The 25,460-nt window shown below is 34.2% G+C and carries 24 protein-coding genes and 1 tRNA gene; 11 read left to right on the top strand and 14 right to left on the bottom strand.

Annotation, left to right across the window (positions count from 1 at the left end; all coding sequences use genetic code 11):
* Positions 1-32 precede the first annotated feature (32 nt).
* Positions 33-1,202: a transglutaminase domain-containing protein gene (locus ACSVH7_RS10500; protein ID WP_438066645.1), complete on the top strand. Its 1,170-nt coding sequence runs from the start codon at positions 33-35 to the stop codon at positions 1,200-1,202.
* A 69-nt stretch (positions 1,203-1,271) separates the two neighbouring features.
* On the opposite strand, the gene ACSVH7_RS10495 is transcribed toward ACSVH7_RS10500, so the two are convergent.
* Both ACSVH7_RS10495 and ACSVH7_RS10490 read right to left on the bottom strand, forming a co-directional pair.
* Complete coding sequence (locus ACSVH7_RS10495; protein WP_438066644.1) at positions 1,272-1,511, bottom strand: GlsB/YeaQ/YmgE family stress response membrane protein; 240 nt, start codon at positions 1,509-1,511, stop codon at positions 1,272-1,274.
* A gap of 63 nt (positions 1,512-1,574) precedes the next feature.
* Positions 1,575-2,720 (bottom strand): sensor histidine kinase, encoded by a 1,146-nt coding sequence (locus tag ACSVH7_RS10490; RefSeq protein ID WP_438066643.1) that lies wholly within the window; start codon positions 2,718-2,720, stop codon positions 1,575-1,577.
* A 291-nt stretch (positions 2,721-3,011) separates the two neighbouring features.
* Here ACSVH7_RS10490 and ACSVH7_RS10485 point away from each other — a divergent pair, with 291 nt between their 5' ends.
* From ACSVH7_RS10485 to aat, 3 genes are all read left to right on the top strand, one after another.
* A complete protein-coding gene (locus ACSVH7_RS10485) occupies positions 3,012-3,887 on the top strand; it encodes a flavin reductase family protein (RefSeq protein WP_438066642.1) in 876 nt (291 codons plus the stop codon).
* Positions 3,888-3,898: 11 nt separating this feature from the next.
* Positions 3,899-4,279, top strand: coding sequence for a DUF3127 domain-containing protein (locus tag ACSVH7_RS10480; protein ID WP_438066641.1), 381 nt, complete (start codon positions 3,899-3,901; stop codon positions 4,277-4,279).
* A gap of 105 nt (positions 4,280-4,384) precedes the next feature.
* Positions 4,385-5,020: a leucyl/phenylalanyl-tRNA--protein transferase gene (gene aat, locus ACSVH7_RS10475; RefSeq protein ID WP_438066640.1), complete on the top strand. Its 636-nt coding sequence runs from the start codon at positions 4,385-4,387 to the stop codon at positions 5,018-5,020.
* A gap of 5 nt (positions 5,021-5,025) precedes the next feature.
* Here aat and ACSVH7_RS10470 read toward each other — a convergent pair whose 3' ends face one another.
* From ACSVH7_RS10470 to ACSVH7_RS10455, 4 genes are all read right to left on the bottom strand, one after another.
* On the bottom strand, positions 5,026-5,595 hold the full coding sequence (locus tag ACSVH7_RS10470) for a DNA-3-methyladenine glycosylase I (protein ID WP_438066639.1): 570 nt from the start codon (positions 5,593-5,595) through the stop codon (positions 5,026-5,028).
* Positions 5,595-6,236, bottom strand: coding sequence for a hypothetical protein (locus ACSVH7_RS10465; protein ID WP_438066638.1), 642 nt, complete (start codon positions 6,234-6,236; stop codon positions 5,595-5,597). Before ACSVH7_RS10465 ends, ACSVH7_RS10470 begins: the two co-directional genes overlap by 1 nt.
* 105 nt (positions 6,237-6,341) lie before the next feature.
* Positions 6,342-6,995 (bottom strand): queuosine precursor transporter, encoded by a 654-nt coding sequence (locus ACSVH7_RS10460; RefSeq protein WP_438066637.1) that lies wholly within the window; start codon positions 6,993-6,995, stop codon positions 6,342-6,344.
* 119 nt (positions 6,996-7,114) lie between these two features.
* Positions 7,115-8,173, bottom strand: a complete 1,059-nt coding sequence (locus ACSVH7_RS10455; RefSeq protein ID WP_438066636.1) for a Ppx/GppA phosphatase family protein — start codon at positions 8,171-8,173, stop codon at positions 7,115-7,117.
* A gap of 205 nt (positions 8,174-8,378) precedes the next feature.
* Here ACSVH7_RS10455 and ACSVH7_RS10450 point away from each other — a divergent pair, with 205 nt between their 5' ends.
* Positions 8,379-9,620 carry an MFS transporter gene (locus ACSVH7_RS10450; RefSeq protein ID WP_438066635.1) on the top strand — a complete coding sequence of 414 codons (1,242 nt, stop codon included), beginning with the start codon at positions 8,379-8,381 and terminating at the stop codon, positions 9,618-9,620.
* Positions 9,621-9,794: 174 nt separating this feature from the next.
* Here the strand turns inward: ACSVH7_RS10450 and tsf are convergent, their stop codons facing one another.
* The 4 genes from tsf to rplM all read right to left on the bottom strand — a co-directional run bounded on the left by tsf (position 9,795) and on the right by rplM (position 12,520).
* A complete protein-coding gene (gene tsf, locus ACSVH7_RS10445; RefSeq protein ID WP_438066634.1) occupies positions 9,795-10,619 on the bottom strand; it encodes a translation elongation factor Ts in 825 nt (274 codons plus the stop codon).
* 126 nt (positions 10,620-10,745) lie between these two features.
* Positions 10,746-11,507 (bottom strand): 30S ribosomal protein S2, encoded by a 762-nt coding sequence (gene rpsB, locus ACSVH7_RS10440; protein WP_078211009.1) that lies wholly within the window; start codon positions 11,505-11,507, stop codon positions 10,746-10,748.
* A gap of 171 nt (positions 11,508-11,678) precedes the next feature.
* Positions 11,679-12,065 carry a 30S ribosomal protein S9 gene (rpsI, locus tag ACSVH7_RS10435; protein ID WP_024980376.1) on the bottom strand — a complete coding sequence of 129 codons (387 nt, stop codon included), beginning with the start codon at positions 12,063-12,065 and terminating at the stop codon, positions 11,679-11,681.
* Positions 12,065-12,520 (bottom strand): 50S ribosomal protein L13, encoded by a 456-nt coding sequence (gene rplM, locus ACSVH7_RS10430; protein ID WP_438066633.1) that lies wholly within the window; start codon positions 12,518-12,520, stop codon positions 12,065-12,067. Before rplM ends, rpsI begins: the two co-directional genes overlap by 1 nt.
* Positions 12,521-13,296: 776 nt before the next feature.
* Between rplM and ACSVH7_RS10425 the strand changes: the two genes are divergently transcribed.
* From ACSVH7_RS10425 to ACSVH7_RS10415, 3 genes are all read left to right on the top strand, one after another.
* Entirely contained in the window at positions 13,297-13,497 is a 201-nt protein-coding gene (locus ACSVH7_RS10425; protein ID WP_438066632.1) for a hypothetical protein, read from the top strand.
* A gap of 65 nt (positions 13,498-13,562) precedes the next feature.
* Positions 13,563-14,072, top strand: a complete 510-nt coding sequence (locus ACSVH7_RS10420; RefSeq protein WP_438066631.1) for a hypothetical protein — start codon at positions 13,563-13,565, stop codon at positions 14,070-14,072.
* Between the two features lie 189 nt (positions 14,073-14,261).
* Positions 14,262-15,287 (top strand): LacI family DNA-binding transcriptional regulator, encoded by a 1,026-nt coding sequence (locus tag ACSVH7_RS10415; protein ID WP_438066630.1) that lies wholly within the window; start codon positions 14,262-14,264, stop codon positions 15,285-15,287.
* A gap of 59 nt (positions 15,288-15,346) precedes the next feature.
* On the opposite strand, the gene polA is transcribed toward ACSVH7_RS10415, so the two are convergent.
* Positions 15,347-18,208, bottom strand: a complete 2,862-nt coding sequence (polA, locus tag ACSVH7_RS10410; RefSeq protein WP_438066629.1) for a DNA polymerase I — start codon at positions 18,206-18,208, stop codon at positions 15,347-15,349.
* Positions 18,209-18,434: 226 nt separating this feature from the next.
* On the opposite strand from polA, the gene ACSVH7_RS10405 reads away from it, so the two are divergent.
* Entirely contained in the window at positions 18,435-19,670 is a 1,236-nt protein-coding gene (locus ACSVH7_RS10405) for a metallophosphoesterase (RefSeq protein WP_438066628.1), read from the top strand.
* Positions 19,671-19,741: 71 nt separating this feature from the next.
* A complete protein-coding gene (locus tag ACSVH7_RS10400) occupies positions 19,742-20,038 on the top strand; it encodes a thioredoxin family protein (protein ID WP_438066627.1) in 297 nt (98 codons plus the stop codon).
* Positions 20,039-20,094: 56 nt separating this feature from the next.
* On the opposite strand, the gene ACSVH7_RS10395 is transcribed toward ACSVH7_RS10400, so the two are convergent.
* Positions 20,095-20,733, bottom strand: a complete 639-nt coding sequence (locus tag ACSVH7_RS10395; RefSeq protein ID WP_438066626.1) for a polysaccharide deacetylase family protein — start codon at positions 20,731-20,733, stop codon at positions 20,095-20,097.
* Between the two features lie 84 nt (positions 20,734-20,817).
* Complete coding sequence (locus ACSVH7_RS10390) at positions 20,818-24,099, bottom strand: glycosyltransferase family 117 protein (RefSeq protein WP_438066625.1); 3,282 nt, start codon at positions 24,097-24,099, stop codon at positions 20,818-20,820.
* Between the two features lie 240 nt (positions 24,100-24,339).
* Between ACSVH7_RS10390 and ACSVH7_RS10385 the strand changes: the two genes are divergently transcribed.
* A tRNA-Gln gene (locus ACSVH7_RS10385) sits at positions 24,340-24,410 on the top strand.
* Positions 24,411-24,474: 64 nt separating this feature from the next.
* Here ACSVH7_RS10385 and ACSVH7_RS10380 read toward each other — a convergent pair.
* Complete coding sequence (locus tag ACSVH7_RS10380) at positions 24,475-25,299, bottom strand: universal stress protein (RefSeq protein WP_438066624.1); 825 nt, start codon at positions 25,297-25,299, stop codon at positions 24,475-24,477.
* Positions 25,300-25,460 lie beyond the last annotated feature (161 nt).

Raw genomic sequence — 25,460 nt, 5'->3', positions numbered from 1 at the left:
GGTAGTTCGTGTTTTTTTTTTTCTCAATTTCTATGAAATTTTTTTTAAGCTTTTTGGTTTTTTGTTCTGTTGGTGTTTTTGGACAAAACAAACCGAGTTACTCTTGGATAGATTCTAAAATGGCGGGAATACCTGTAGCCGCTACTACTTCTATTTCTGGTATCACAGATTATATCGCTGCAAATTTTAAAACGGATGACGAACGTTTACGTGCCTCCTTTATTTGGGTAGCTTCAAACATAAATTACGATGTTGCTACTATGGAGACCATCGATTTTAGTGATTCACCCGAACAAAAAGTATTAAAAACACTCAAATTACGCAAAGGAGTCTGTATTCATTACGCTGAGGTTTTTGATGCTATAGTCAAACAGTTAGGATTTGAGAGTAAAATAGTCGAAGGCTATACCAAGCAATTTGGCCAGGTTTCTTCGTTGTCACATGCTTGGAACATTGTTAAAAGTAATGGAAAGTGGTATTTTTTTGACCCAACTTGGGCGGCTGGTACAGTGAATAAAAAGGTGTTTACCAAAAAGCTCAATACTAGTTATTTTAAGACTCCGCCTGCAACTATGGTTTTGACGCACATGCCTTTTGACTATTTATGGCAATTATCAAATGCTCCAATTAGCAATCGGCGTTTCATTACTGGCAATCCCAAATCGCATTTGAAGATTAGCAATTTTGACTGTATGGCAACCATTGAAAGTTTGAATTCCAAATCAGAAGAAATTAAATTGTTTGAGGAAATAAAACGAATTGAAGCTAGTGAAATAATAAGCCCTTTAATAGAATCCTATTGGTCCACCAAAAAAATGGAATTGGCGGGTTTGCGAAACAATGGTGCTGTTGAAAAAATGAATGCGATTATTGAGGAAAGCAATGCGGCAACGGCTTTGTTTAATGACTTTATTTTTTATCGTAACAAACATTTTAAGCCCATGTCCTCTGATGAAGCTCTTTTGGCGATGATCACTACTCCAAAAGAGAAAGTACTGACGTGTCAAAAAAAAATAGAGTCGTTGGGGCCTGTTTTGGAGTCCAATAAAGCGATGTTGCTTTCTTTTCGGAAAAATTTAGGGGAATTGCTACAACAAATTGAGGAACAAGAAAAATTCGTAAGGGAATATTTGAGCAAAGGTAAATTGGGAAGAAAATCTATGTTTGCTAAAGTCACGTGGTTTGGTGTGCCTTTAAATTAGTTTTAATCACTTTATAAATAAAAAAGGGATTTCTATTTGTAATCCCTTTTTTAGGATAAAAAATGAAAATTATTTTTTGAACAAACTGATAGCAAAAACTAAAACCCATGCACCTCCAGCAGCAATGATAATTTGCCAGAGAATTCCTCCTCCTCCAATTCCTAAATTACCAGCAAGCCACCCTCCGATGACACTTCCAATAATGCCTACAAGGATATTTCCGAATAAGCCAAAACCACTGCCCTTCCATAGCTGTCCGCCAAGCCATCCTGAAATGGCGCCGATTAAAAGAAAATACAAAAATTCCATAAGTAAATATTTTGAAGTTAATCTACTAAAATTAACCAAAAAAAAGCATACAAGGTTAGTAAATCAATTTATTATGTAAACTAGTTGCATGGTAGTCCCTTTTCCAACTTCCGAATGTAGTACTTTGATGTTACCTTTGTGATATTCCTCTACAATTCGTTTGGTTAAAGACAAGCCGAGTCCCCAGCCTCTTTTTTTGGTGGTAAAACCGGGTTCGAAGATTTTTTGAAACAAATTTTTAGGAATGCCGCTTCCGGTGTCGGTTATCGATATTTTTACGGCAGCTCCGTCTTCCTCAATTTGTAAATGAAGACTTCCTTTACCTTTCATGGCGTCGATAGCATTTTTTACCATGTTTTCGATAGTCCAACTGTGTAATGTTGCATTCAAAGCTACCGGTATACATTTATCAGGAGCCGAATGTGAAAATGTAATTTGTTTCGAAAATCGAGATTGCAAATAATCATAGGAAAGTAATGTTTCTGCCACAATATCTTTCGTTTCAAGCACCGGCTCTGAACCAATTTTAGAAAACCGATCGGTAATGGTTTGTAATCGTTCGATATCTTTTTCAATCTCTAAAGTGGTCGATTCTGCAACATCTTCCGTTTTTAAAAGTTCTACCCAACCAATCAGGGAAGATAAAGGAGTGCCGATTTGATGTGCCGTTTCTTTGGCCATTCCTGCCCAAAGCTTGTTTTGTGTAGCTATTTTGGCACTTTTGTAGTAATTGAAAACTAAGGCCGCAAAAAGAACAATAATAAGAAGTAAGGCGACGGGATAATATTTTAATTGGTTTAATAATGCCGAATTTCCATAATACAATTTTTGAATTTTTCCTGGAGCATAGGCTATCGTAATGGGGTCATTCTCGTTTTTTAACTGTTCTAAAAAGAGTTGTGCTTTTAAAGGATTGTTTATAATTACGGGATCAATATTTACAGTGTTTATGATGCGCTCTTGTTCAGTAAGTAGAATCGGAATGGAAGTATTGTTGCTAAAAATCAATAAAGGTAGCGCTACATCGGTATTTGCATCTGCGTTAATCAATGTTTTCTGCGCATGGGCCCAAAGATTCATTTTGATCCGTTCTTCTTCTTTAAAAACCTGAAAAAAGGAATAGGTATTCCATAGAATTAAAGAAACAAGGCAAAAAGAGGAAGTGATAATAATCCATCGGGTTGTGTTTCTTTTTGTTGAAAAATGCATAGGTTTTTTTTTAAACGATAACTATTTTGTAGTTGTCAAATCTTGTAATGATAGTAAAGGAACCAAATTTTTTGTCCATAATTGTTTGTGCAATTTGCGTTTTTATAAGACGCAGTTGCACAAACATACTGGATAAAGATAACGAATAAATGATAGATTTATTTCTATTTTGGAACAATAAAAAGCCAGTATCATTTCATTTTTTATCAATTTTATCGGTCGATTCCACTCTAAAATACTCGAGCTTTTGTTTACTTTTGTAGTGGCGAAATAGCCTTTAATTTTTCTCTTATGGTAAGTATAGATCCCAAAAGTATTCCCACCGCCCAATTGCAAGGGTATTTGCAAAGTAGTGTTGGTCCCCGACCGATTGCCTTTGCTAGTACTGTAGATGCTAAAGGAGTTCCGAATTTGTCCCCTTTTAGTTTTTTTAATGTTTTTAGTGCCAATCCGCCCATATTGGTGTTTTCTCCCGCACGTCGAGTTCGGGATAATACAACAAAACATACTTTGCAAAATGCTGAAGCTACACGTGAAGTGGTGATAAATGTAGTGAATTATGATATGGTGCAGCAAACTTCTTTGTCGAGTACTGAATATCCTGAAGGAGTAAATGAGTTTTTGAAATCTGGTTTTACTGCCATTCCCTCAGATCTCGTAAAGCCCCATCGCGTAAAAGAATCTCCCGTTCAGTTTGAATGTAAAGTGACTCAAATTATAGCTTTAGGAACGGAAGGAGGAGCGGGTAATTTAATTGTATGTGAAGTGGTGAAGTTACATATTAGCGAAGCTGTTTTGGATACTAATGGAGCCATCGATCAGCATAAAATCGACTTGGTGTCCCGTTTGGGTGGGAATTGGTATTCTAGAGCGAATGAAGGGATGTTTGAGGTTGAAAAACCACTGAATACACTCGGAATAGGGGTGGATGCGCTTCCTGATTTTATCAAGGAAAGCACTCATTTTGATGGAAATGATTTAGGAAAAATGGGAAATATAGAAAAAATACCAACCGAAGAAGAAATTGCTATATTTGTAAAAGAAAATTTTGAAGTCAAAGCGGTCCTTAGTGCCGATGATATGGATAAGAAATTTCAAAAAGCAAAAGAGTATTTAGATAATGGAAAAGCGATTAATGCTTGGAAGTTATTATTAGCCAATAAATAAATTTAAGTAGTATGGAAGTTTTAGGAAGAGTAAAATTAATTAATCCTGTTCAACAAGTAAGTGCCTCTTTTAAGAAAAGAGAAGTTGTGGTTACCACTGATGAGCAATATCCACAACATGTTTCAATTGAATTTCAACAAGACAAAACGGATTTGTTGAACAATTTCGCCATTGGAGAACAAGTAAAAGTCTCCATCAATTTGCGTGGTAGAGAGTGGGTGAGTCCACAAGGAGAGGTAAAACACTTTAATACTATCGTGGGGTGGAGAATCGAGAAACAAGTTGCAGCAGCAACAACAGCACCTGCAGCAGCGCCACCAATGCCTGCCGCTGAGGCTTTCGCACCTGCCACTAGCTTCAATGAAGAAGAAGCTGACGATTTGCCTTTCTAAAAGAATCATTTTCAAGTTTTTATTTCCAAATTCCAAAGCATTGCGATGTATTTGGAATTTGGATTTTTTTTGCCCGCATAGTCCTTCAATTTTTGACCATAAAAGATGTATTATTTAACTGAAAAATTATTTTTTCCGCCTGTTTCTGAGGCAAATGCTGACGGGATATTGGCTCTTGGAGGCGATTTGTCACCTGAACGCTTACAATTGGCTTATTCAAGTGGAATTTTTCCTTGGTTTGAGGACGATCAGCCCATTATTTGGTGGTCGCCTAATCCAAGAATGGTACTGTTTCTTGAGGACTTGGTAGTTTCTAAAAGTATGCGAAATATTTTGAATCGAAATGTTTTTAAAGTCACCTTTAACCAAGATTTTAGAGCGGTTATTTCTCATTGCCAACAAGTAAAACGCGAAGGACAAACAGGAACTTGGATTACAAATGATATGATTGAGGCCTATTGCAAATTACACGAATTAGGCATTGCAAAATCAGTAGAGGTGTGGCAAGACAATCAATTGGTAGGAGGGTTGTATGGTGTTGATTTAGGACATGTTTTTTGTGGCGAAAGTATGTTTTCTTTGGTTTCTAATGCGTCTAAAGTTGCTTTTATAGCGTTAGTAAACCATCTTAGAATCAATAACTACCGCCTTTTGGATTGTCAAGTGTACAACGACCATTTAGCCAGTTTGGGTTGTGTGGAAATAGAACGTGAGGATTTTATGCGAATTTTAAACGGGTAAAATAGTTATTCTTTGTTCCTAGTCCAACAATTTTCTATATGATCATTCACCATTCCGGTGGCTTGCATGTGTGCGTAAATAACGGTTGAGCCTACAAACTTAAATCCCCGTTTTTTTAAATCTTTGCTTATCGCGTTCGATATTGTGGAGGTAGCTGGAACTTCTTTTAAGGTTTTAGGGCAATTATCAATGGGTTTGTGGTCCACAAAAGCCCAAATGTATTGCGAAAAGCTTCCAAACTCTTTTTGGATTTTAATGAAATTTTGAGCGTTGGTTACAGCGGAATAAACTTTTAGTTTGTTGCGAATAATACCAGCATCTTGCAATAATTCTTGAATTTTGTCATCAGAATATTTTTCAATTTTTAGGTAATCAAAAGCGTCAAATGCATTACGGAAATTGTCTCTTTTATTTAAGATTGTAATCCAACTCAAACCCGCTTGAAAGGTTTCAAGGAGTAGAAATTCAAATAAAGTGGCATCATCATAAACTGGAGTTCCCCATTCTTTATCATGATATTTTTGGTACAATTCGCTGGAGTTGCACCATCCGCAACGGTATACTTCTTGGTTCATTACTTTTTGATTTCCCAGTAAAACCCTTTGACATTTGGAATGTAGGCATTACCATTTTTAATAATTAATTCAGTATAAATTTTTTTGTTGTATTTGATTCCAATAGCGCCACCTTTTATAATAGTTTTATCTTTTTTGAAATCAAAAGTCATCGGTCCGTTTTGGAATTTTGCATCTGAAACTTTCTCTATAAGCCATGTGGATCCCCATTTGAAATATAAGGTGTTTTGCCCTGTGTAGGTCACATTTTTTACAAACCCTAAAGATTCTTTTGGAAAATTGTAGTGTTCGATCAGCTCTTTTTTAGTGTACGTTCTTCCAATTTCACCATATTTGAATAGAACTTTTAATGGGGATTCAATAATTTTTTCGGCTGTTACATCTTCTTTTTCTACTATTGTTTCAGGATTTTCAAAAGTAGTGGCCTCTTTTTTTGGGTGATAGTTTTTTGATGTAGCATTATTTTCTTTCTCGGAAAGCACCGTTTTACTTGAATCTGTAAGTGAATTATCTTCTGAATTTATTGCGTCAATTTTGTTTTTTTTATTCTCTATGTTGTCTTGTGTTTCTGTGGTATTACTATTGCAACCTAAGAATAGTAAAAGAAAAAGGAGCAAAAGAAATGGTAGTGGTTTGTTCATTTTTAACGATTTAAATCGAGTGTTTGATGGAATTCGTTCTTTTGTTAGGTGTAAAAATAATGATATTCGAAAGAAAAAATGCCAAATAAATCTAAAATCAAAGCACTATTCATTGTCTTTAGAAAGGAATTTTTTAATTAAATGATGCCCCGCATAAATAACTGGAGTGAGTAGTATTGCTATAGAAAGTTTAAAAGCATACCCCGTTAATGCTGAAGTTAAAAAGGTTTCAAAGTTGATTTTTCCTGGCAACCAAAATGCAATTCCTAAAACGATAAACGAATCGAAAAGTTGTGAAACAACCGTAGAGCCTGTGGTTCTTAACCAAATTTTAGTATCACCGGTTCGATTTTTAAAGAACCAAAATACGGTAACGTCTATAAGTTGAGATACCAAAAATGCGATGATACTTCCCACAATGATCCACATACTTTGTCCGAAAACGGCTTGAAATTGTTCGTCATTGACCGGGCTTATTCCCTTGGCAGCAGGAATTGTCATTGCTAATAATAAAATAATAAAAGAGTAAGCGATGAGACAGGCTGTAATAAAGGAAAGCTTGCGAACCCCTTTTTCACCAAAATATTCATTGATTAAATCGGTTGTCAAAAACACTATTGGCCAAGGTAAAATTCCAATACTCATCACGAAAGGGCCAATTTGGATTAATTTACCACCAATTAATTCGGCAGTAACTGCGTTGGTGATAAAAATACCAGCAAGAATGACAAAAACAAAATCTTTACGGGTTTGAAACATAGTTTTTAGTTTTTCAAATGTACTATTTTATTTTAAGTATAGGATTTGGAACAATTGTTAAATAAAAATCCCAAACGTAAAACGAATGGGATTAAAATGACTTATTGGTTTTTTGAGATTTAGTATATCTGTTTTACACCTCTAGCGTTATCAAACACATAGCTTACTAACCAGGCAATTTGACCCTGTTTGGCAAAATAAATCTTTTTGTTTTTCATGTCAGGAATTACTTCTAGACAAGTTTCCAAAAGATTGAAAGCTGCAATTAAGTTTTTTTGTTGGTAAGTGTTGAGTACTTTTTTCTTCTCTGTATTGCTCTCTGCGTCAATCGCAAATCGTTGGTAATTGTTTTCCGCAATTGCTTTCAATGATAAGATATCATCATAAGTTACTTGGGTGAAATTTTCTTCGGCTTTTTGTCCAGTAAATAAGGTGTAAAACGCCCAAGCCGCACCGCCTGAAATATACACATTGTTTTTTTGTTGCGATTCAGGACGATTAGTGTACATTTTTTTGAATGTTTCTCTCAGGGTAGGGAGATAGTCAAATAAAACTTCGTTGAATTCAAAAACTGTCTTTTGTTTACATTTTTTGTTAATAAGCTCTGTTAATGTTACTGTTCCAATATCAGAGGAAATTGGGAAGAAAACACCAGAACCATTGATCTCTTTTGCATAGCCTCCTTTGGTGTTACCACCTCCAATATCTATAATTACTGAATTCATATAGTTTTTGGGAGGAATACAACCTTTCAAAAGTAATCTCGCTTCAATGGAAGAAGAAATAACTTCTGTATTTTTTTTTGTTAAAGCTTTGATTTTTTCCGTAAGCTCGCTTGTGTTGGTAGCCAAACCAACTCCTGAAGAGGCTACTATGAAAATATTTTTATCCTCAATTTTGTATTCCGTTAGCATTTTGTTGTAATTCATCAGTACTACCGCCACGGCTCTTTCTATGTCTTCTTTAAATAAAGTACCATCAATAGAGATACCAGTTGCAATACCAACGTTTTCAGTCCAAAATTCTTTTACGTCGTAGTAATTTTTCTTTAGGTTTTCTACCTCTAGAACGGTCATTTTAACGCCTTTACTTCCAATTTCTATGCCTCCGTAAAGTTGGGAGTAGGAAGAAAATGAAAAGCAAAGAAATGCGAAGGCAAAGTAAATTTTTTCTTTCATGGTAATGTCGATTTGGGGTTCACCTGCAAAACTATATAAAAAATGAAAACTACAATGTTTTTTTTGTCCTTTTTTATTTATCAAAAAAAAGATAATAATTATTTTGAATTTGTTAAGTTAATTTAACATTTCTCTATTGCCTTGGTCAAAAAAAAATCTATTTTTGCTTTTATAAAAAAATTTTTTGCCCCAAAAAAAATGAGTTATGATACAAAAATACCTAAACAATTTTAAAGATTTTCCAAAAGAGATTTGGATACTTACTTTGATAACTTTTATTAACCGAGCTGGAACGATGGTGGTTCCCTTTCTGTCAAAGTATATGAAAGAGAACTTACATTTTACCTACAGTCAAATAGGTTGGGTGATGGTTTTTTTCGGGATGGGTTCTATTATAGGGACTTGGTTGAGCGGAAAATTATCCGACAAGATTGGCTTTTACAAAGTCATGGTTTTTAGTTTATTTGCGAGTGGAATAGTATTTATTTTGTTGCATTATGCTTCGACATTCGAAGAGCTTTGTGTTGGAATTTTAGTTTTGACTACTATAGCGGATATGTTTAGACCTGCCATGTTGGTATGCTTAAAAACGTTTACAACCAAAGAAAATAGGGCTAGTGCTTATTCGCTAACGCGAGCGGCAGTTAATTTAGGTTTCCTTTTTGGGCCTGTGTTGGGAGGTTTGATTATCATGCAATCGGGATATGAGTATATTTTTTATGCGGATGGCGCAACTTGTATTTTAGCGATTATTGTTTTTGTTCTATTTGTAAAAGAAAAAGCATTGCCTGTTAAATTAGCTTCTGATAAAGTATTGGTCAAAAATGTCTCTGTGATGAAAGACAAGCCTTTTATGTTGCATTTAGTAATTTGTCTAATCACTGGAATATTGTTTTTTCAAATTTTCACCACCTTGCCGCTGTACCACAAAGAGCAATTTAATATGTCTGAATTTGATAGTGGACTCTTGTTGAGCCTAAACGGATTGCTTATTTTGCTTTTTGAACTTCCGATAGTTAATTATGTAAGTAGGAATAATATCAACAATCATAGGGTTATTTTTATCGGATTAGTTTTGATGGCAACCAGTTTTTTGTTTTTGTTGTTTTCCTGGGAAGGAATGTTGATTCCGATGATGTTGTTTATGACTTGTGGAGTAATGTTGACGTTTCCTTTTGCAAACTCATTTGCCATGGAGCGATCCTATGAGCAAAGAGAAGGAAAATATATGGCGGCATTTACAATGAGTTATAGTTTTGCTCATATTTTGAGTGCGAAGACAGGAATGGAAATTATCCAAAATGCGGGTTACGAGGCTAACTGGATTTTTATGTCTGTTTTGGGTGTAGTAGGTTCATTGTTAGTGTTTAAATTGTTTGCAATGGTTGAAAAAGAAACTACAAGTAATGGGACTATGATTCCTATTGAGAATAACGAAAGGCAGTAAAATTTTATTTTTTTTGCAATTAAAGCGGTAGTGATTTATTTACTACTGCTTTTTTTTGTTCTCCATTAATGTTGTTTGAATTTTTGTTTGGTTTATTATGGCGTTTTTAAACACAAAAAAAAGTCCCAACTTTTGAAAGTTGGGACTTAATTTTGTAATTTCTAGGTGTTTAGATTATCCTAAAGCAGCTCTTTTGAAACCTGTTACGATAAGATCCTTATCTAAAGATTTAGCATAAGCAGCAACGCTTAATTTGTTGTCTTTAATGTAATCTTGGTTTACTAAAGTGTTGTCTTTAAAGAAACGAGCTAGTTTTCCTTTAGCGATATTGTCTAACATTGCTTCTGGCTTACCTTCTTGACGTAATAAATCTTTTGCGATTTCAATTTCTTTAGCGATAGTTTCAGCATCAACACCGTCTTCGTTAAGAGCGATAGGTGCCATTGCAGCAGCTTGCATAGAAATGTTTTTAGCTACTTCGTCAGCACCTTCAATGTTTTTAGACAAAGCAGTCAAAGTTGCAATTTTGTTACCAGCGTGGATGTAAGAACCGATAAAAGCACCTTCTAATCTTTCGAAAGCACCAATTTCGATTTTTTCTCCAATAACTCCTGTTTGCTCAATTAATTTTTCAGCAACAGTAATTCCGTTGAAATCAGCAGCTAAAAATTCTTCTTTAGTAGTGAAGTTTAAAGCTAAAGCAGCTAAATCTTGGGCTAATTTCACGAAAGATTCGTTTTTACCTACGAAGTCAGTTTCACAGTTTAATGAAACTACAACTCCAGCAGTTTTTTCAGCATTTACAACAGCGATAACAGCGCCTTCTGTAGATTCTCTATCAGAACGGTTAGCGGCTACTTTTTGTCCTTTTTTACGTAGGTTTTCGATTGCTAAATCAAAATCTCCTTCTGCTTCAACCAAGGCTTTTTTGCAGTCCATCATACCTGCACCTGTGATTGTTCTTAATTTATTTACGTCTGCAGCAGTAATTGTTGCCATAATATAAGGTGTTTTAATGTTAAAAGTAAAAATTCCAATTCTCAAATCCCAAACTCCAACTTTATCAGAAGGTTAATTTTCTGATTTTGGATTTTGGAATTTAAGTTTTGGAATTTAAAATTTGATTTATTCTTCAGTTGCTGGAGCTTCAGGAGCTACTTCTTCGGTAGCAGGAGCAGCTTCTACTTCTTTCTCAGTACCTCTATCAGAAAGGCCTTCGATTACAGCTGCAGAAACTAAAGATAAAATTTTGTCAATTGATTTAGAAGCATCATCATTTGCAGGGATAACATAATCTACTTCACGTGGATCAGAGTTAGTATCAACCATTGCAAAAACTGGAATGTTTAATTTTTGAGCTTCTTTTATTGCGATGTGTTCCGCTTTGATATCTACTACGAACAATGCTGCAGGTAGTCTAGACATATCAGCGATTGAACCTAAGTTTTTCTCTAATTTAGCACGAAGACGATCTACTTGCAAACGCTCTTTTTTAGAAAGTGTGTTAAAAGTTCCGTCTTTTTTCATCTTGTCGATAGAAGACATTTTTTTAACCGCTTTACGGATGGTAACAAAGTTTGTTAACATTCCACCAGGCCATCTTTCAGTGATGTAAGGCATGTTTGCAGCTTTTGCTTTTTCAGCTACGATATCTTTTGCTTGTTTTTTGGTAGCAACGAATAATATTTTTCTACCAGATGCAGCAATTTTTTTCAAAGCTTCGTTAGCTTCTTCAATTTTTGCTGCAGTTTTATATAGATTGATAATGTGGATTCCATTACGCTCCATATAAATGTAAGGAGCCATGTTTGGATCCCATTTTCTAGTCATGTGTCCGAAATGAACACCTGCTTCTAGTAATTCTTTTACTTCTACTTTGTTTGACATTTTTGTACTAGTTTACGTTCTGTTGGTTATAGCAATGTAGGAATGGCGATGAATCGGCTTCTTACATTTAGATGCTAAACTAATCTCCCGACGCATCGGGACAATAACAACATTGTTTTTAAATTCAATAAATAAACGAAGTCTTGTACGTATTGCACAAGACAGGCAATATTAACGTTTAGAGAATTGGAATCTCTTACGAGCTTTCTTCTGACCAAATTTCTTACGTTCAACCATTCTTGGGTCTCTTGTTAATAAACCTTCTGGTTTCAAAACTCCTCTGTTTTCAGCATTTACTTCACACATTGCGCGAGCGATTGCCATTCTTACAGCTTCTGCTTGACCAGTTACACCACCTCCATAAACGTTTACTTTTACGTCAAAGTTTGATGCGTTTTCTGTCATAGACATTGGTTGCATTACTTTGTACTGTAAAGTAGCTGTAGGGAAGTAAGTTGCGAATTCTTTTTTGTTTACAGTGATTACTCCTGTTCCTTCTGAAACATAAACACGTGCAACAGCCGTTTTTCTTCTACCGATTTTGTGAATAACTCCCATTACTTAAGATCGTTTAGGTTAACAGTTCTAGGTTTTTGAGCGCCTTGTTTGTGCTCAGATCCTACAACAACATTTAAATTTCTGAAAAGTTCTGCTCCTAATTTGTTTTTAGGTAACATCCCTTTTACTGCTTTCTCTACTAATAACGCTGGGTTTTTAGATTGTAATACTTTAGCAGTTAAAGTTCTTTGTCCTCCTGGGTAACCTGTATGACGCATGTAAATTTTGTCATCCATTTTGTTTCCTGTAAGGTTAATTTTCTCTGAGTTGATAACAATTACGTTATCTCCACAGTCCACGTGTGGTGTATAACTTGGTTTGTACTTTCCTCTTAAAATCATAGCGACTTTAGAAGCAAGACGTCCTAAGTTATGACCGTCAGCATCTACAACGATCCATTCTTTTGTAGAATTGGCTTTTGTTGCTGAAATTGTCTTGTAGCTTAATGCGTTCACAATAATAATTTTTAATTAAACATTCCATCCCCAATAAAGGGAGTGCAAAAGTACAATTATTTTTTTTAAAACCAAACCTAGCTTTAATATTATTTCGTATTGATTATCAGATACTAATGTAAAATAATCTTTTACTATGCTTAATGTTGTGATCTAGGATAGTTCTGGGGCTTTTAGTTTTTTGTGTTATTTATGGAATAAGAATTATTTTTTAAAAAGATTTGGTACTTAATTGTTAATTGATTGATTTAAAATATTTTGTATATTTTCTTATCCAGAATCTTTGTGTTATTTTCTTTTGTTTTCATCCATTCAATTTATTTTCTCTCTAAATATAACAATTGTACAGCAGATTTTATGGGATAAGAATAGCTCTTTTTTTATGATTATTCAAAACATGCTAGTATTAATTCTTCTATGCCAATTGATGTTTTTGATTCAGGAACTGGATGATTAACTGTATTGAATGCTATTTTAAATTTAGATTCTGATAGCAAAACGAATCAACAATGAGTTGCAGATGGCATTTTAGATTTTCAATACGAGGATTTTATTTATTTGGCAGATCAAGCCAATATGCCGAATGGTAATTATGCAGCTACTGGTAAAACTGATTTGTTACGAGAACACATAGTTAAAGATGCTCACTTTTTGTTTCAGGATGCTTTTTATGTCAATGCTAAAAAAAACATATCCTAAGTAGGTTTTAAAACAATGGTAGTTGCTTGCAATACAGCTACAGCTTATTGATTGTCTGATATTGAAATTTTTTAAGGTTGACTAATTCCAAAGTTAAAGTCATTGGTGTTATTAATTCTGGTGTTCAAGGGGCTATGCAAACTTTTGGAAAAAATGGAAGTATTGGAGTATTTGCTACCGTCGGAACTATTGCCTCAAATGGTTACGAAAATGCGATTGAGGAATACATTATGACCAATAATTACACTGGAACAATTCAGCTTTACAGTCAAGGTTGAGTAGGGGTAGTTGAAGCTGTAGATGAAGATGCGAATTATATTGATCAAAATATAAAGTTCGAGGTTTGGGTAATTCTTCTCTTTCTATTGATAAAACATTGATTTTGGGATGTGCTCACTATCTGTTTCTTACTAAGGAAATTCAAAAGGTTTTGATAGAGCTTCGAAATATTCAATTAAACGGTAAATATTTATACCGAAATTTGATAGCTCCGAATGTATATTTGATTGATCCTTCCGTGAATACCGCTGAGGCTTTATATGAATATTTGATTCAGCAAAAATTGGAAAATAATCATCCCCATACTCAGAAAGCAGATTTTTTTATCAGTATACCCAATCAAAATAATCCTTCAATTATTACCGACTCAGACAAATCCAGATTTACTTATGACTATAAGTACGGTCGAAATGCTGGTGAAAATCAAGAATACATTCAAACTGTTCCTTTTTCAACTCAATATGTACCTGAAGAAATTATTAAAAGATTTCAAAAACAAATTCCTAAAGTTTTTAATTTAATTGTTGCATCTCCACTAAATAAATGGATAGAGACTCCTTATTTGATTAAATAAAGACAGGGATTAGATTAGTGCTGAACTTGAAATATTTATGTTTTTTTTATAAAAAATGCATTTTATGATGCTATTTTTGTCTTATTTTTGCATTTGTTAAAATAATAATAGTATAATTTATCTTAATTTTAGAAGATAATATTTAATTGTAGTATTTTATTTAAAGTCAAATTATTAAAATATACTCCTATGAAAGTGAAAGCCACTCTAAAACAAATTGCGAAAGAGCTTAATGTTTCGGTTTCAACAGTTTCTAAAGCACTTAATGATAGTCCGGAAATTAGTGAACAAACCAAGATTAAAATTAAGGAGTATGCCAAATTAAAAAATTACAAACCCAATGTGATTGGCTTAAATCTTAAAAATCGTAAGACCAAAACAATTGGTGTTATTATTCCTAATATTTTGAATTCCTTTTTTGCAAAAGTATTTAGTGGTATTGAAAAAGTCGCTGATAAAAAAGGGTACAATGTGATTATGTGTATTTCAAATGAATCTTTAGATAAAGAAGCACATACGCTTGAAATGTTGAGCAACGGAACGATAGATGGTTTCGTATTGTCTATTTCAGAAGAAGCACAAAAAAATCATGAGTATACCCATTTTAAGGAAATTATTAGCGAAGGTACTCCAATAGTATTGTTTGACAGAACTACAGATGAATTTGACTGTGATAAGGTAATTGTAGATGATTTTGAAGCAGCTTTAGATTCTACCCAATTTTTAATTGATGCAGGGTGTAAGAATATTGCTTTAATTTCAACTATTGATAATCTAAGTATTGGAAAATTGCGTTTAGAAGGGTATTTACAGGCCTTGAAAAACAATAATTTACCTATCAATGAGAATATCATTTTGCGAACCGATTCTAGCGAAGGGCTTAATAAAAAAGTTGAGGCGATTTATACTAATAATACTATTGATGGTGTTTTTGCTTTAGCGGAAGATGATTCTGTTGCTGCCTTGAAGTTTGGTTTGAAAAAAGGATTAAGAATACCCGAAGATTTGAAAATAATCGGATTTGCTGATGGAATCCTTGCTTCAAGACGTTTGTCTCCAAGTTTGACTACCGTAAGTCAACATGGTGTTGAGATTGGTGAAGAAGCGGCTCATTTGTTAATTGAGCGACTAGAATCTAAAGAAGAACATTTACCCTATCAAACCAAAGTAATTAAAACTAAACTAAAAGAAAGAGAATCTACTCGTTTAAATTAATCTCTTAAAATTATAGAAAAAAGGCTCGTAACTATTTTGTTGCGAGCCTTTTTTTTAGTTTAATGTGCTTCCAGCCAATTTTTTCCTATTCCTATTTCTACATCCAATGGGACAGCCATTTTGAAGGCATTCTCCATTTCGTGTTTGATCATCGGTTGTATTTTTTCGAGTTCTGCATGGTGAACATCAAACACCAATTCGTCATGAACCTGTAATAACATTTTGGATTGCCAATTTTCATCAGTAAGTTTTTTATGAATATTGATCATGGCAATTTTGATGATGTCGGCTGCAGAACCTTGAATAGGGGCATTGACAGCGTTTCGTTCTGCTCCTCCACGTACAATGGCATTGGCAGAATTGATGTCTTTTAAATAACGTCTTCTGCCTGAAATGGTTTCTACATAGCCGTTTTCTCTGGCAAAATCAACTTGTTCTTGTATGAACGATTTTAATCTTGGGTAGGTTTTGTAATAGGCTTCAATCAAATCAGCACTTTCTTTTCTAGACAAATTAGTTTGGTTGCTTAATCCAAAAGCCGATACACCATAGATAATTCCGAAGTTGACCGTTTTAGCATGGCTACGTTGTTCTTTGGTTACTTCTTCTAAAGGAACATTGAACACTTTGGCGGCCGTACTTTTATGAATGTCTTCTTTGTTTTGAAAGGCTTTAATCATATTTTCTTCACCACATAAAGCGGCGATAATGCGCAATTCTATCTGAGAATAATCCGCAGAAAGTAGCGTGTAATTTTCATCACGTGCGATAAATGCTTTTCTGATTTGTCGTCCTCTTTCGGTACGAATAGGAATGTTTTGTAGGTTAGGATTATTAGAACTCAAACGACCAGTTGCTGCCACAGTTTGCATATAATCGGTATGTACTCGTCCAGTTTTTTTGTCGACCTGATTAGGTAAGGCATCAATGTAAGTACTTTGCAGTTTTACCATTTGACGCCATTCGAGTATATCACGAACAATTTGGTGTTCATTGGCTAAGTAAGATAAAACTTCTTCACCAGTAGCATATTGTCCTGTTTTGGTTTTCTTTTGTTTAGCACCTCCAATTTTTAGCTTATCGAATAATATATCGCCTAATTGTTTTGGGGAAGCCAAATTGAATTTCTCTCCCGCTGTTTCATAAATCTGCTGTTCGAAGGTATCGATTTCTTTTTGCATATCAATCGACATGTTTTTTAGGAAATCAACATCAAGGTTAATCCCTTCTTTTTCCATGTCTGCCAATACTTGTACCAAAGGAATTTCGATGTCATCGAACAACTTTTTGGTTCCCACTTTTTCTAAAATAGGTTGAAAATGCTCCTTCAATTGAAAAGTGATGTCAGCATCTTCGGTAGCATATTCTTTAATAGCTTCTAATGCTACTTGACGCATCGATAGCTGGTTCTTTCCTTTTTTGCCAATTAAAGTTTCGATAGATTTTGGACTGTATTTTAAATAGGTTTCAGATAAAATATCCATATTGTGTCGCATATCTGGATTAATTAAATAATGCGCAATCATGGTATCAAACAGTTTTCCTTTGACTTGAATATTGTAGTTGGATAAAATTTTCAAATCATATTTCATATTTTGACCAATCTTCTCTATGGTTTCATTTTCGAAAAAAGGGCTGAATTTCTCTATCAATTCTTGAGCTTCATCTTGGTTTTCTGGAAATGGAACGTAAAATCCTTTGCCTTTTTCCCAAGAAAAAGATAAGCCAACTAGTTCGGCATTCAAAGCATCGATTCCTGTAGTTTCAGTATCAAAACATACGGAAGTTTGTTGCAATAAATTTTGAAGCAATAATTTTACTGGAAAATCTCCTTGAATGATTTGGTAGAAATGAGGAGTGTCTTCGAGTGTTTGGTAAAACTTATTTAAACCATTTTCGTTGCTATTCTCATCATCAGAGAATCCAAACAAATCCATTTGGTTTTCAGCAGATTTTTTTGACGCAGTCTTTTTTGAGGTGGCTTGATTCGTTTCATTTCCATCTCCATTTCCAACTATTTCGTCATATTCTTTTCCTGTTCCAAAAAGTTTGTCGAATTGTGTTTTCATTTGACGAAATTCCAATTCTTGAAACAAAGCATCCGTTTTTTCTACATCTGGTTTGGATAATTCATAATCCAGCGCATCAAAAGTAACAGGACAATCGAGTAGGATAGTGGCTAGTTTTTTGGATAAAATTCCTAATTCTTTATTGGCTTCAATTTTTTCTTTCATCGCCCCTTTAAGTTGATGGGTATTGGCCAACAAGTTTTCTAAGGTGCCATATTCGGCCAAAAATTTCTTAGCTGTTTTTTCGCCAACTCCTGGTAGCCCCGGAATATTATCTGCAGCATCACCCATCATGCCCAAAAAGTCTATCACTTGGTCTGGTCGTTCAATTTCAAATTTGGCCAAAACTTCTGGAATTCCCCAGATTTCAATGTCATTCCCCATTCGGGCAGGTTTGTACATAAAAATATTTTCGGATACCAATTGTGCAAAATCCTTATCAGGAGTAACCATAAATACTTGATAGCCTTCTTTCTCGGCTTGTTTGGCTAAAGTTCCAATAAGGTCATCGGCCTCAAATCCTGCTTTTTCAATAATTGGAATATGCATTGCCTTTAACAATTCCTGAATGTAGGGAACGGCAATTTTTATGGCTTCGGGTGTTTCATCACGATGTGCTTTGTATTCTTGATACATTTCATACCGATAATCACTGCCGCCTTTATCAAAAGCCACTGCCAAGTGATCGGGTTTTTCTCTTCGGATAACATCCATCAAAGAGTTCATAAATCCCATAATGGCCGAGGTATCCATTCCTTTGGAGTTGATTCTAGGATTTTTGATAAAAGCATAGTAGCCACGAAAAATCAATGCGTAGGCATCTAAAAGGAAAAGGCGTTTTTGAGTTGACATGTAGTTTGAATCTAAAATTTGAAAGGGTAAAAATAAACAAAGGAATTTGATTTTGTTCATTGCAATTCTTCATTCTCTTATTTCTGTTCAAAAAAATGATTGTTTCTGGAGGAAAGTAACTAATGAAGAAACATTACCTCTTTTTTTCTAAAACATAAGTTAAAAATTGGGAAAGGTGATTTATAGCGCCTACTTTCTTTGTTAATTTGTACTAAATTTAAACCATATGATTTTTCGCTTTTTAGTTTTTTTATTGGTTGTAGCACTTATCGAAACTTATGCTTTTCAGGCTTTCAAAACAATACTTAAGAACAAGACTTTTTTATGGGTATATGCTGTACTTAGCATTGCTTTACTCCTATATATTGTTTACGGATTTACTCAATTTGATCGTTCAGTAGGACAAACGCAATCCAGTCTTCGCACTATGGGATTGTTGCTGCTGGTTTATGTGCCAAAAATTTTGATTACACTTATTTTGTTAGGAGAAGACGTGTTTCGAGTAGTAATAGGTGTAATTAATCATTTTGTAGATAATAATAATGAAGCTACCTTTTTGCCTTCTCGGAGAAAGTTTGTTAGTCAAGTGGGATTAGGTTTAGCGGCAATTCCTTTTTTGTCTTTGATATATGGCATTTTTGAAGGGAAGTATAATTTTAAAGTCATCAAACAAGCTATTTTTTTTCCTGATTTACCAGATGCCTTTGACGGGTTTACGATTACTCAAATATCCGATGTGCACAGTGGCAGCTTTGATAATCCTGAGAAAATCAGCTATGCTATTGATTTGATTAATGAACAAAAAACAGATTTGATTTTATTTACGGGTGATATTGTAAACACTCATGCCAAAGAGATGCATCCTTGGTTAGAAACTTTCAACAGAATAGATAAACATGCATTCGGGAAATATGCAGTGCTTGGGAATCATGATTATGGTGAGTATGTTACTTGGAAAACAAAAGAAGAAAAAGCAGCAAATTTTGAAGCCATAAAGCAATTGTATGCGCAAATAGGATTCACTCTTTTGCTTAATGAGCATACATTTATTGAACGAGATGGACAAAAAATAGCGTTAGTTGGTGTAGAAAATTGGGGACAAAACTTCAAACAAGCAGGAGATTTGAATAAAGCGGCTGCAGGTTTAACCAAAGAAGATTTTAAAATCCTAATGAGTCATGATCCTAGCCACTGGGAACATGTTGTTAAAAATGATGACAAACATTTTCATCTTACGCTTTCAGGACATACACATGGCATGCAGTTTGGGATAGAAATCCCGGGATATTTTAAATGGAGTTTGGCGCAATATGTTTATAAACAGTGGGCAGGACTGTATGAAAATCTCGGAAGATATGTTTATGTTAATCGTGGTTTTGGTTTTCATGCCTATCCTGGCCGAGTGGGTATTATGCCAGAGATAACGGTACTTCAACTAAAAAAAGGGGTAAATAAGGCATAATTGGTTAAAAATGTTATATTTGCAAAGTATCATCTCTATAAAAAGTATTATAAATTAAATATTTTGGTTTTATGTCAAAATTTGGAGAACTTATAAATGCTCAAGTTCCTGTGTTAATTGATTTTTACACTGATTGGAACGAATCTTCAGTTTCGATGCATCCAGTTATTAAAGATGTAGCTGCTGCCCTAGGTGATAAGGCCAAGGTAATTCGAATTGATGTTGATAAAAATCAAGAATTAGCAGAAGTGTTGAGGATAAAAGGATTGCCTACTTTGATGATTTACAAAGAAGGTGTAATGATGTGGAGGCAATCTGGTGAACTTGATGCTAATACAATAATAGGATTGGTTCAAGATCAATTATAGTATTGCTTTCTTTTAATGTTACTACGAAATCTAATAATGGGTTTGGGTTTGAAACTTTAAGGTATGGTTTCAAATCTAAATCCTTTTTGTTTTAGATAATGAATGGCTTTTGGCAGAGCAAATTTTAGGTTTTTTGAGGCTTTTACGCTATCGTGAAAAACAATGATACTACCAGTTTTTACTGAGGAAATAACATTGTTAAGGCATTTTTCAGGGGATATTTGAGTGTCAAAATCTGCACTAAGAACATCCCACATGATTATTTCATATCCTTTTTCTTTAATTATTTTCGCTTGCTTACGTTTGATTCTTCCATAGGGTGGTCGAAATAAGTGAGGGGATTTTCCGCTATTTGATTTGATAATCGCTTCACATTTTTCCGTGTTATCCAAATAAACGGCATCTTTGTTTTTCCAGCCGTTAAAGTGATTATTGGTGTGGTTGCCAATAGCATGTCCTTCAGTAATTACTTGTTGGAAAAGTAATGGATGTTCTTGAATGTTTTTACCAATACAAAAAAAAGTGGCTTTGATGTTCTCCTCTTTCAAAACTTTTAGGACCCAATCCGTTATCTCTGGAGTGGGGCCATCATCAAAAGTTAAATAAATACAATCTTGTTTATTGGGAATATCCCAAATATAGTTAGAAAAATATCTTTTAATAATTGTATTTGTTTTAATCCAATAGAATGACATAGGTCTGAAGTTTTTCTCCCTTAAAGGTAAAAAAAATGTAGCATAAGTTGGTTATGCTACATTAAATTAAAAAGATTTTTAACGTTATTCTTTTTCTCTACCAAATCGTTCAAAAATGTTGACGTAGGTGTTGAATGGTGTTTTGTTTTTAGCATAAAATTCTAAATCACCACTCTCTTTCATTACGGTTAATAAACTTCTGTAACGTTCAATATCTGTGATAATTTCAATTACAATGCTAGATTGCTCTGAAGGATTTAAAGAAGCATAATACTTTAGATTTTCTTGATATTTTGCAATTAATTTTAATAATAAATCTTGTGCTTTTGCTTTTTCACCAACATCATAATAGCCTTTAGCAAAGGGTTCTACTAGGGAATAATAACCAAATTTATCCAGTGGCATTTTAGTAAGTGCTAATTCGATTATGGATTTAGCTTTATCTTTTTTGCCTTCTAGAATCAATTGATTCATTAATCTAGAAAGATACGAACGATATGTGATGCTGTTTTTACGGGTTTCAGGATCATGATAAATGGACGAGCTTTCGCTATTGCCCCAATCCCATTTCATTACATTTTTATACATTTTATCCGTATCAATGCCACCCATGTCCAAAGGGCTTGCGTCTTTTGAAGTTTTAGTTTTGATAGGGACTAATTTGTAGGTCATTCCATCTAATTGAAGGTAATCTTTCATCCAAAGGAAATCCTCGTCATCATAAGCTCCTCCACTAAAATAAATAGGCCTTTTCCAATTGTTGTTAGCAATTAGGTCTAACATCATCAATCTGTTTTTATATAAGGCTCGTCCCTTCATGTCAATATCTATATAAGGAACAATGGAATCGTATTGTTTTGGAGAAACTACCTGATTTTTAATAATGTTTTCTTTGTCAACGGTTAAGCGTATTTTGTTGGTTGGATAAAAATGAATAGATTGTCCGTTGTTCATCTCCACTAAAGATTTTGGGTTTTTCACAAAAGAAATCAAATCTTTTATGTTCCATCGGCTTTCTATTTTTGGTATATGCGCTACGTAATCAAGTTTGTCGCCCACGTAGTCTTCGTGGTTGAATGATATTGGTAGTGGTTCGGAATCGTAGGCTTTTCGTTTCATTTGGTCTATATACCAATCGGTCATGAATAAGCTGGTGTTTACAATTCTAATGTCAGTTCTAACGTTTTCAATCTCTTGAGCATACCACAACGGGAAGGTGTCATTGTCTCCAATGGTGAACAAAATCGCATTTTTATCACAAGAGTTTAAATAAGCTTTTGCCATGGCTACAGCGGTATATTTATCGGAACGATCATGATCATCCCAGTTTTGAGCGGCCATTAAAACGGGTGCAGCTAATATGCTTCCGGCAATTAGTATGGGTCCTGCAATTTTTGGGGCTACATATTTTTGTAAACTTTCGTATAACGCGTACACTCCAAAACCAATCCAAATGGCAAAAACATAAAAAGATCCCACTAAGGCATAATCTCTTTCTCTTGGCTCAAAAGGTCTTTCGTTTAGGTATATTTTAAGTGCAAAACCGGTAAATAAAAACAAGACTAATAGTACGTAGAAGCTTTTTCGATCTTTGCTGGCGTGATACATTAAGCCAATCAAGCCTAAAATAAAAGGGATGAAATAATAGGTGTTTCTGCCTTTGTTGTTCAAAACATCCGAAGGTAAATTATCTTGTGAAGTCAGTCGGAAGGAGTCCATAAAGGAAATTCCGCTAATCCAGTTGCCGTCAAGATTGTCATACTTTCCTTGAATGTCGTTTTGTCTGCCCACAAAATTCCACATTAGATATCTCCAATACATATATCCGAATTGGTATTCAAACATAAAACTAAAGTTGTCAAAAGTAGTGGGTTTGTCAATAATTAGATAATCGCCATAGCTTTTAAGGAATTTAATATAGCCTCCATTGTCAATTTGTTTTTGAGCATAGGCCATTTTAAATTCTGAAACAATTTTTTCGATTTCGTTGCGCACTTGAGCGGTGGCTTTATTTAAATCTTCTTCGCTTAATTGGCTTGGGTCAATTCCGTATTGAACTAAATCCTCCTCGTAAGGGTAATTAGGGTTTAATCTAAAAGTTGGTGGATTAGTAAAATTTATATAATTTTCTATGTGATCCGTGCTTCTCATTCTTGGCAAAATAGTTTTGTGAGCATCATCACTGTTTTGTTCCGCCTTAATGAAATTGTTAACAATGATGTATTTACCACTTTTATAGTCTCTTTCAAAGTTGGGCGCTTTATCTAAATAGGGATTGTCAGGATCTAATCCGGCAAAAGCTTCCGTGTATTGTGCTCCATAGAACAACGGACTGGCGCCATATTGTTCTCTGTTGTAATAAGCCAAAACCTCTCTAGCATCGGAAGGTTTGTTTTCGTTAATAACAACATTGGCATTAGCTCTAATCGGTAACATCATCCAGGTAGAAAAGCCAATTAATATGAATAAAATACAAAGTATTATGGTATTGTAAAACACGAGCCCTTTTTGGTGTGTATATTTTAATCCAAAATAAAAGAATAAACCAAATAATAGCGCTACAAAAATAGTTCCTGAGTCAAAAGGTAGGCCTAATGAATTTACCATGAATACTTCAGTTTTTCCAAAGAATGCCATGGTTAAAGGCAATAGCATTTTGAAGATGAAAAGGAGAATGGATATTACTACGATATTAGCTATGATGAAGTTTTTGACGGTAACTTTTTCATAATGTTTGAAAAAGTACAAAAATCCTATCGCCGGAATTGTCAATAAAGCCATAAAGTGAACCCCAAATGAAAGGCCAATAACCAAGGAGATAATGAGAAGCCATTTGTTGCCTTTAGGAGTGTCCATTTCTTGTTCCCAACGCAATCCTAGCCAAAACAGTAGGGCGATTAGCAAAGAGGCCATTGCATATACCTCTGCTTCTACGGCATTATACCAAAAACTATCAGAGAAAGTATATACCAAGGATCCCACAAAAGAACTTCCAAGGATCACGATATTATTGTTCGCATTTATTTCTGATACTCGAGCAATAATCTTTCTTAAAATCATTGAACTAGACCAAAACATGAATAAAATGGTAAAGGCACTTGAAAAAACGGAAAGCATGTTAACCATTAAAGCTACATGTTGATCATCTGAAGCAAACATTGCAAAAAAAGCACCCATCATTTGAAATAACGGCGCTCCAGGTGGATGTCCTACTTCAAGTTTAGCGGCTGTAGCAATGTATTCTCCACAATCCCAAAAGCTCATCGTTGGTTCTACAGTAAGAGTATAAGTGATTAATGCAATGCCAAAGGTAATCCAGCCTAAAATTGTATTCCATTTATTAAAGTTAAATGAGGTCTTATCCATGTAATATTTAAGATTTAGATTTCAATTACAAAGAAAATGTTTTTTTACGGAAAGCTACAAGCATTAACACTATTTTCTATAAAAGTATTTGAGTTGTATAAGTTTTTGATAACTAAGCTTTAGTGAAAAAACGAGGCTCTAATTCGAAAAAAAAATCAATTTTTTTTGTATTTTTTGCTTCAAAAGTTTGCAGAACTTAAAATTAGTGTTACATTTGCACTCGCAAAACAGCAACAATATTGGTCTATGGTGTAATGGTAACACAACTGTTTTTGGTGCAGTCTTTCAAGGTTCGAGTCCTTGTAGACCAACAAAAAAACCTCTCATTTGAGAGGTTTTTTTTATGCCTCATATTTAAATGAGGCATTTTAGTTTTTATGATTTAACAGTCATTACAGGAAATTGTGTGTGATTTACAAGATCCTCTGTGATACTTCCGTTAAAGAAATGACTTAATCCTGTTCTTCCGTGAGTACAAATGCTAATTAGGTCTGTCTGGGTAGAATTGGCAAAATTCAAAATTCCTTTTTCTACGTTAGATTCGTTGTATAGGTTGATGCTAAAGTTGGTTAAATTGAATTCTTTGGCAAAATCATTCATTATGCTAATCGCTTCTCCAGTGGTTTTGAAGCTATTTGGAGTGCAAATGCTAACGAGATTGATTTTGGATTCCCATTGATCTGCAAATTCTTTTATTTTTCGGAAAGGTGCTTTGGTAATTTCTGTAAAATCGGAAGCAAAAACAATTTCTTTTGGATTGAAAAGTGGTGTTTCTTTTTTAATAACCAAAACGGGTATTTCGGACAGGCGTACTACTTTTTCGGTGTTAGAGCCTACGAAGATTTCCTGAGTTCCAGAAGAGCCGTTAGAGCCCATAACTATTAAGTCGATATTGTTTTTTTTGGTAAAAGTAATAATGCCGTCAAACGCTTTTTCAAATTGTACGAATTCGGTTGTCTTGATGTTTTCAAGATATGAGCGGTCTAATAATTCGGTCATCGTTTCTTTTGCTTTTTGAATGAAGAACATGACTTCAGGGATGCTTTTTCCATTAGAAATGGCATCGCTCATTTGGTTAGGGAGTTCTAGCATGTGTAGAACAAAAATTTCTGCGTGGTTTTTTTTTGCAAGCTGAGCGGCTACTTTTAAAGCGTTTTCTGCGCAAACAGAAAAATCGGTAGGGACTAATATCCTTTTCATGATGCGTTTGGGGTTTTGATTGTAAGAAAATATACTGTTTTAATTCTATAAGTAAAGATAAGATATTTTTTTACTGCAAACCAATAAATTGAATTGTAAAAAAACACTATATTTGCAAAGTTATTTATTAAAAGTTAAGTAATGAGGGGACAATTGTCCCC

The sequence above is a fragment of the Flavobacterium sp. TSSA_36 genome (genome assembly GCF_051547165.1).
Classification (GTDB): Bacteria; Bacteroidota; Bacteroidia; order Flavobacteriales; family Flavobacteriaceae; genus Flavobacterium.
Note: the sequence above shows the minus strand (reverse complement) of the source record. Positions and strands in the feature narration are given on the sequence as shown.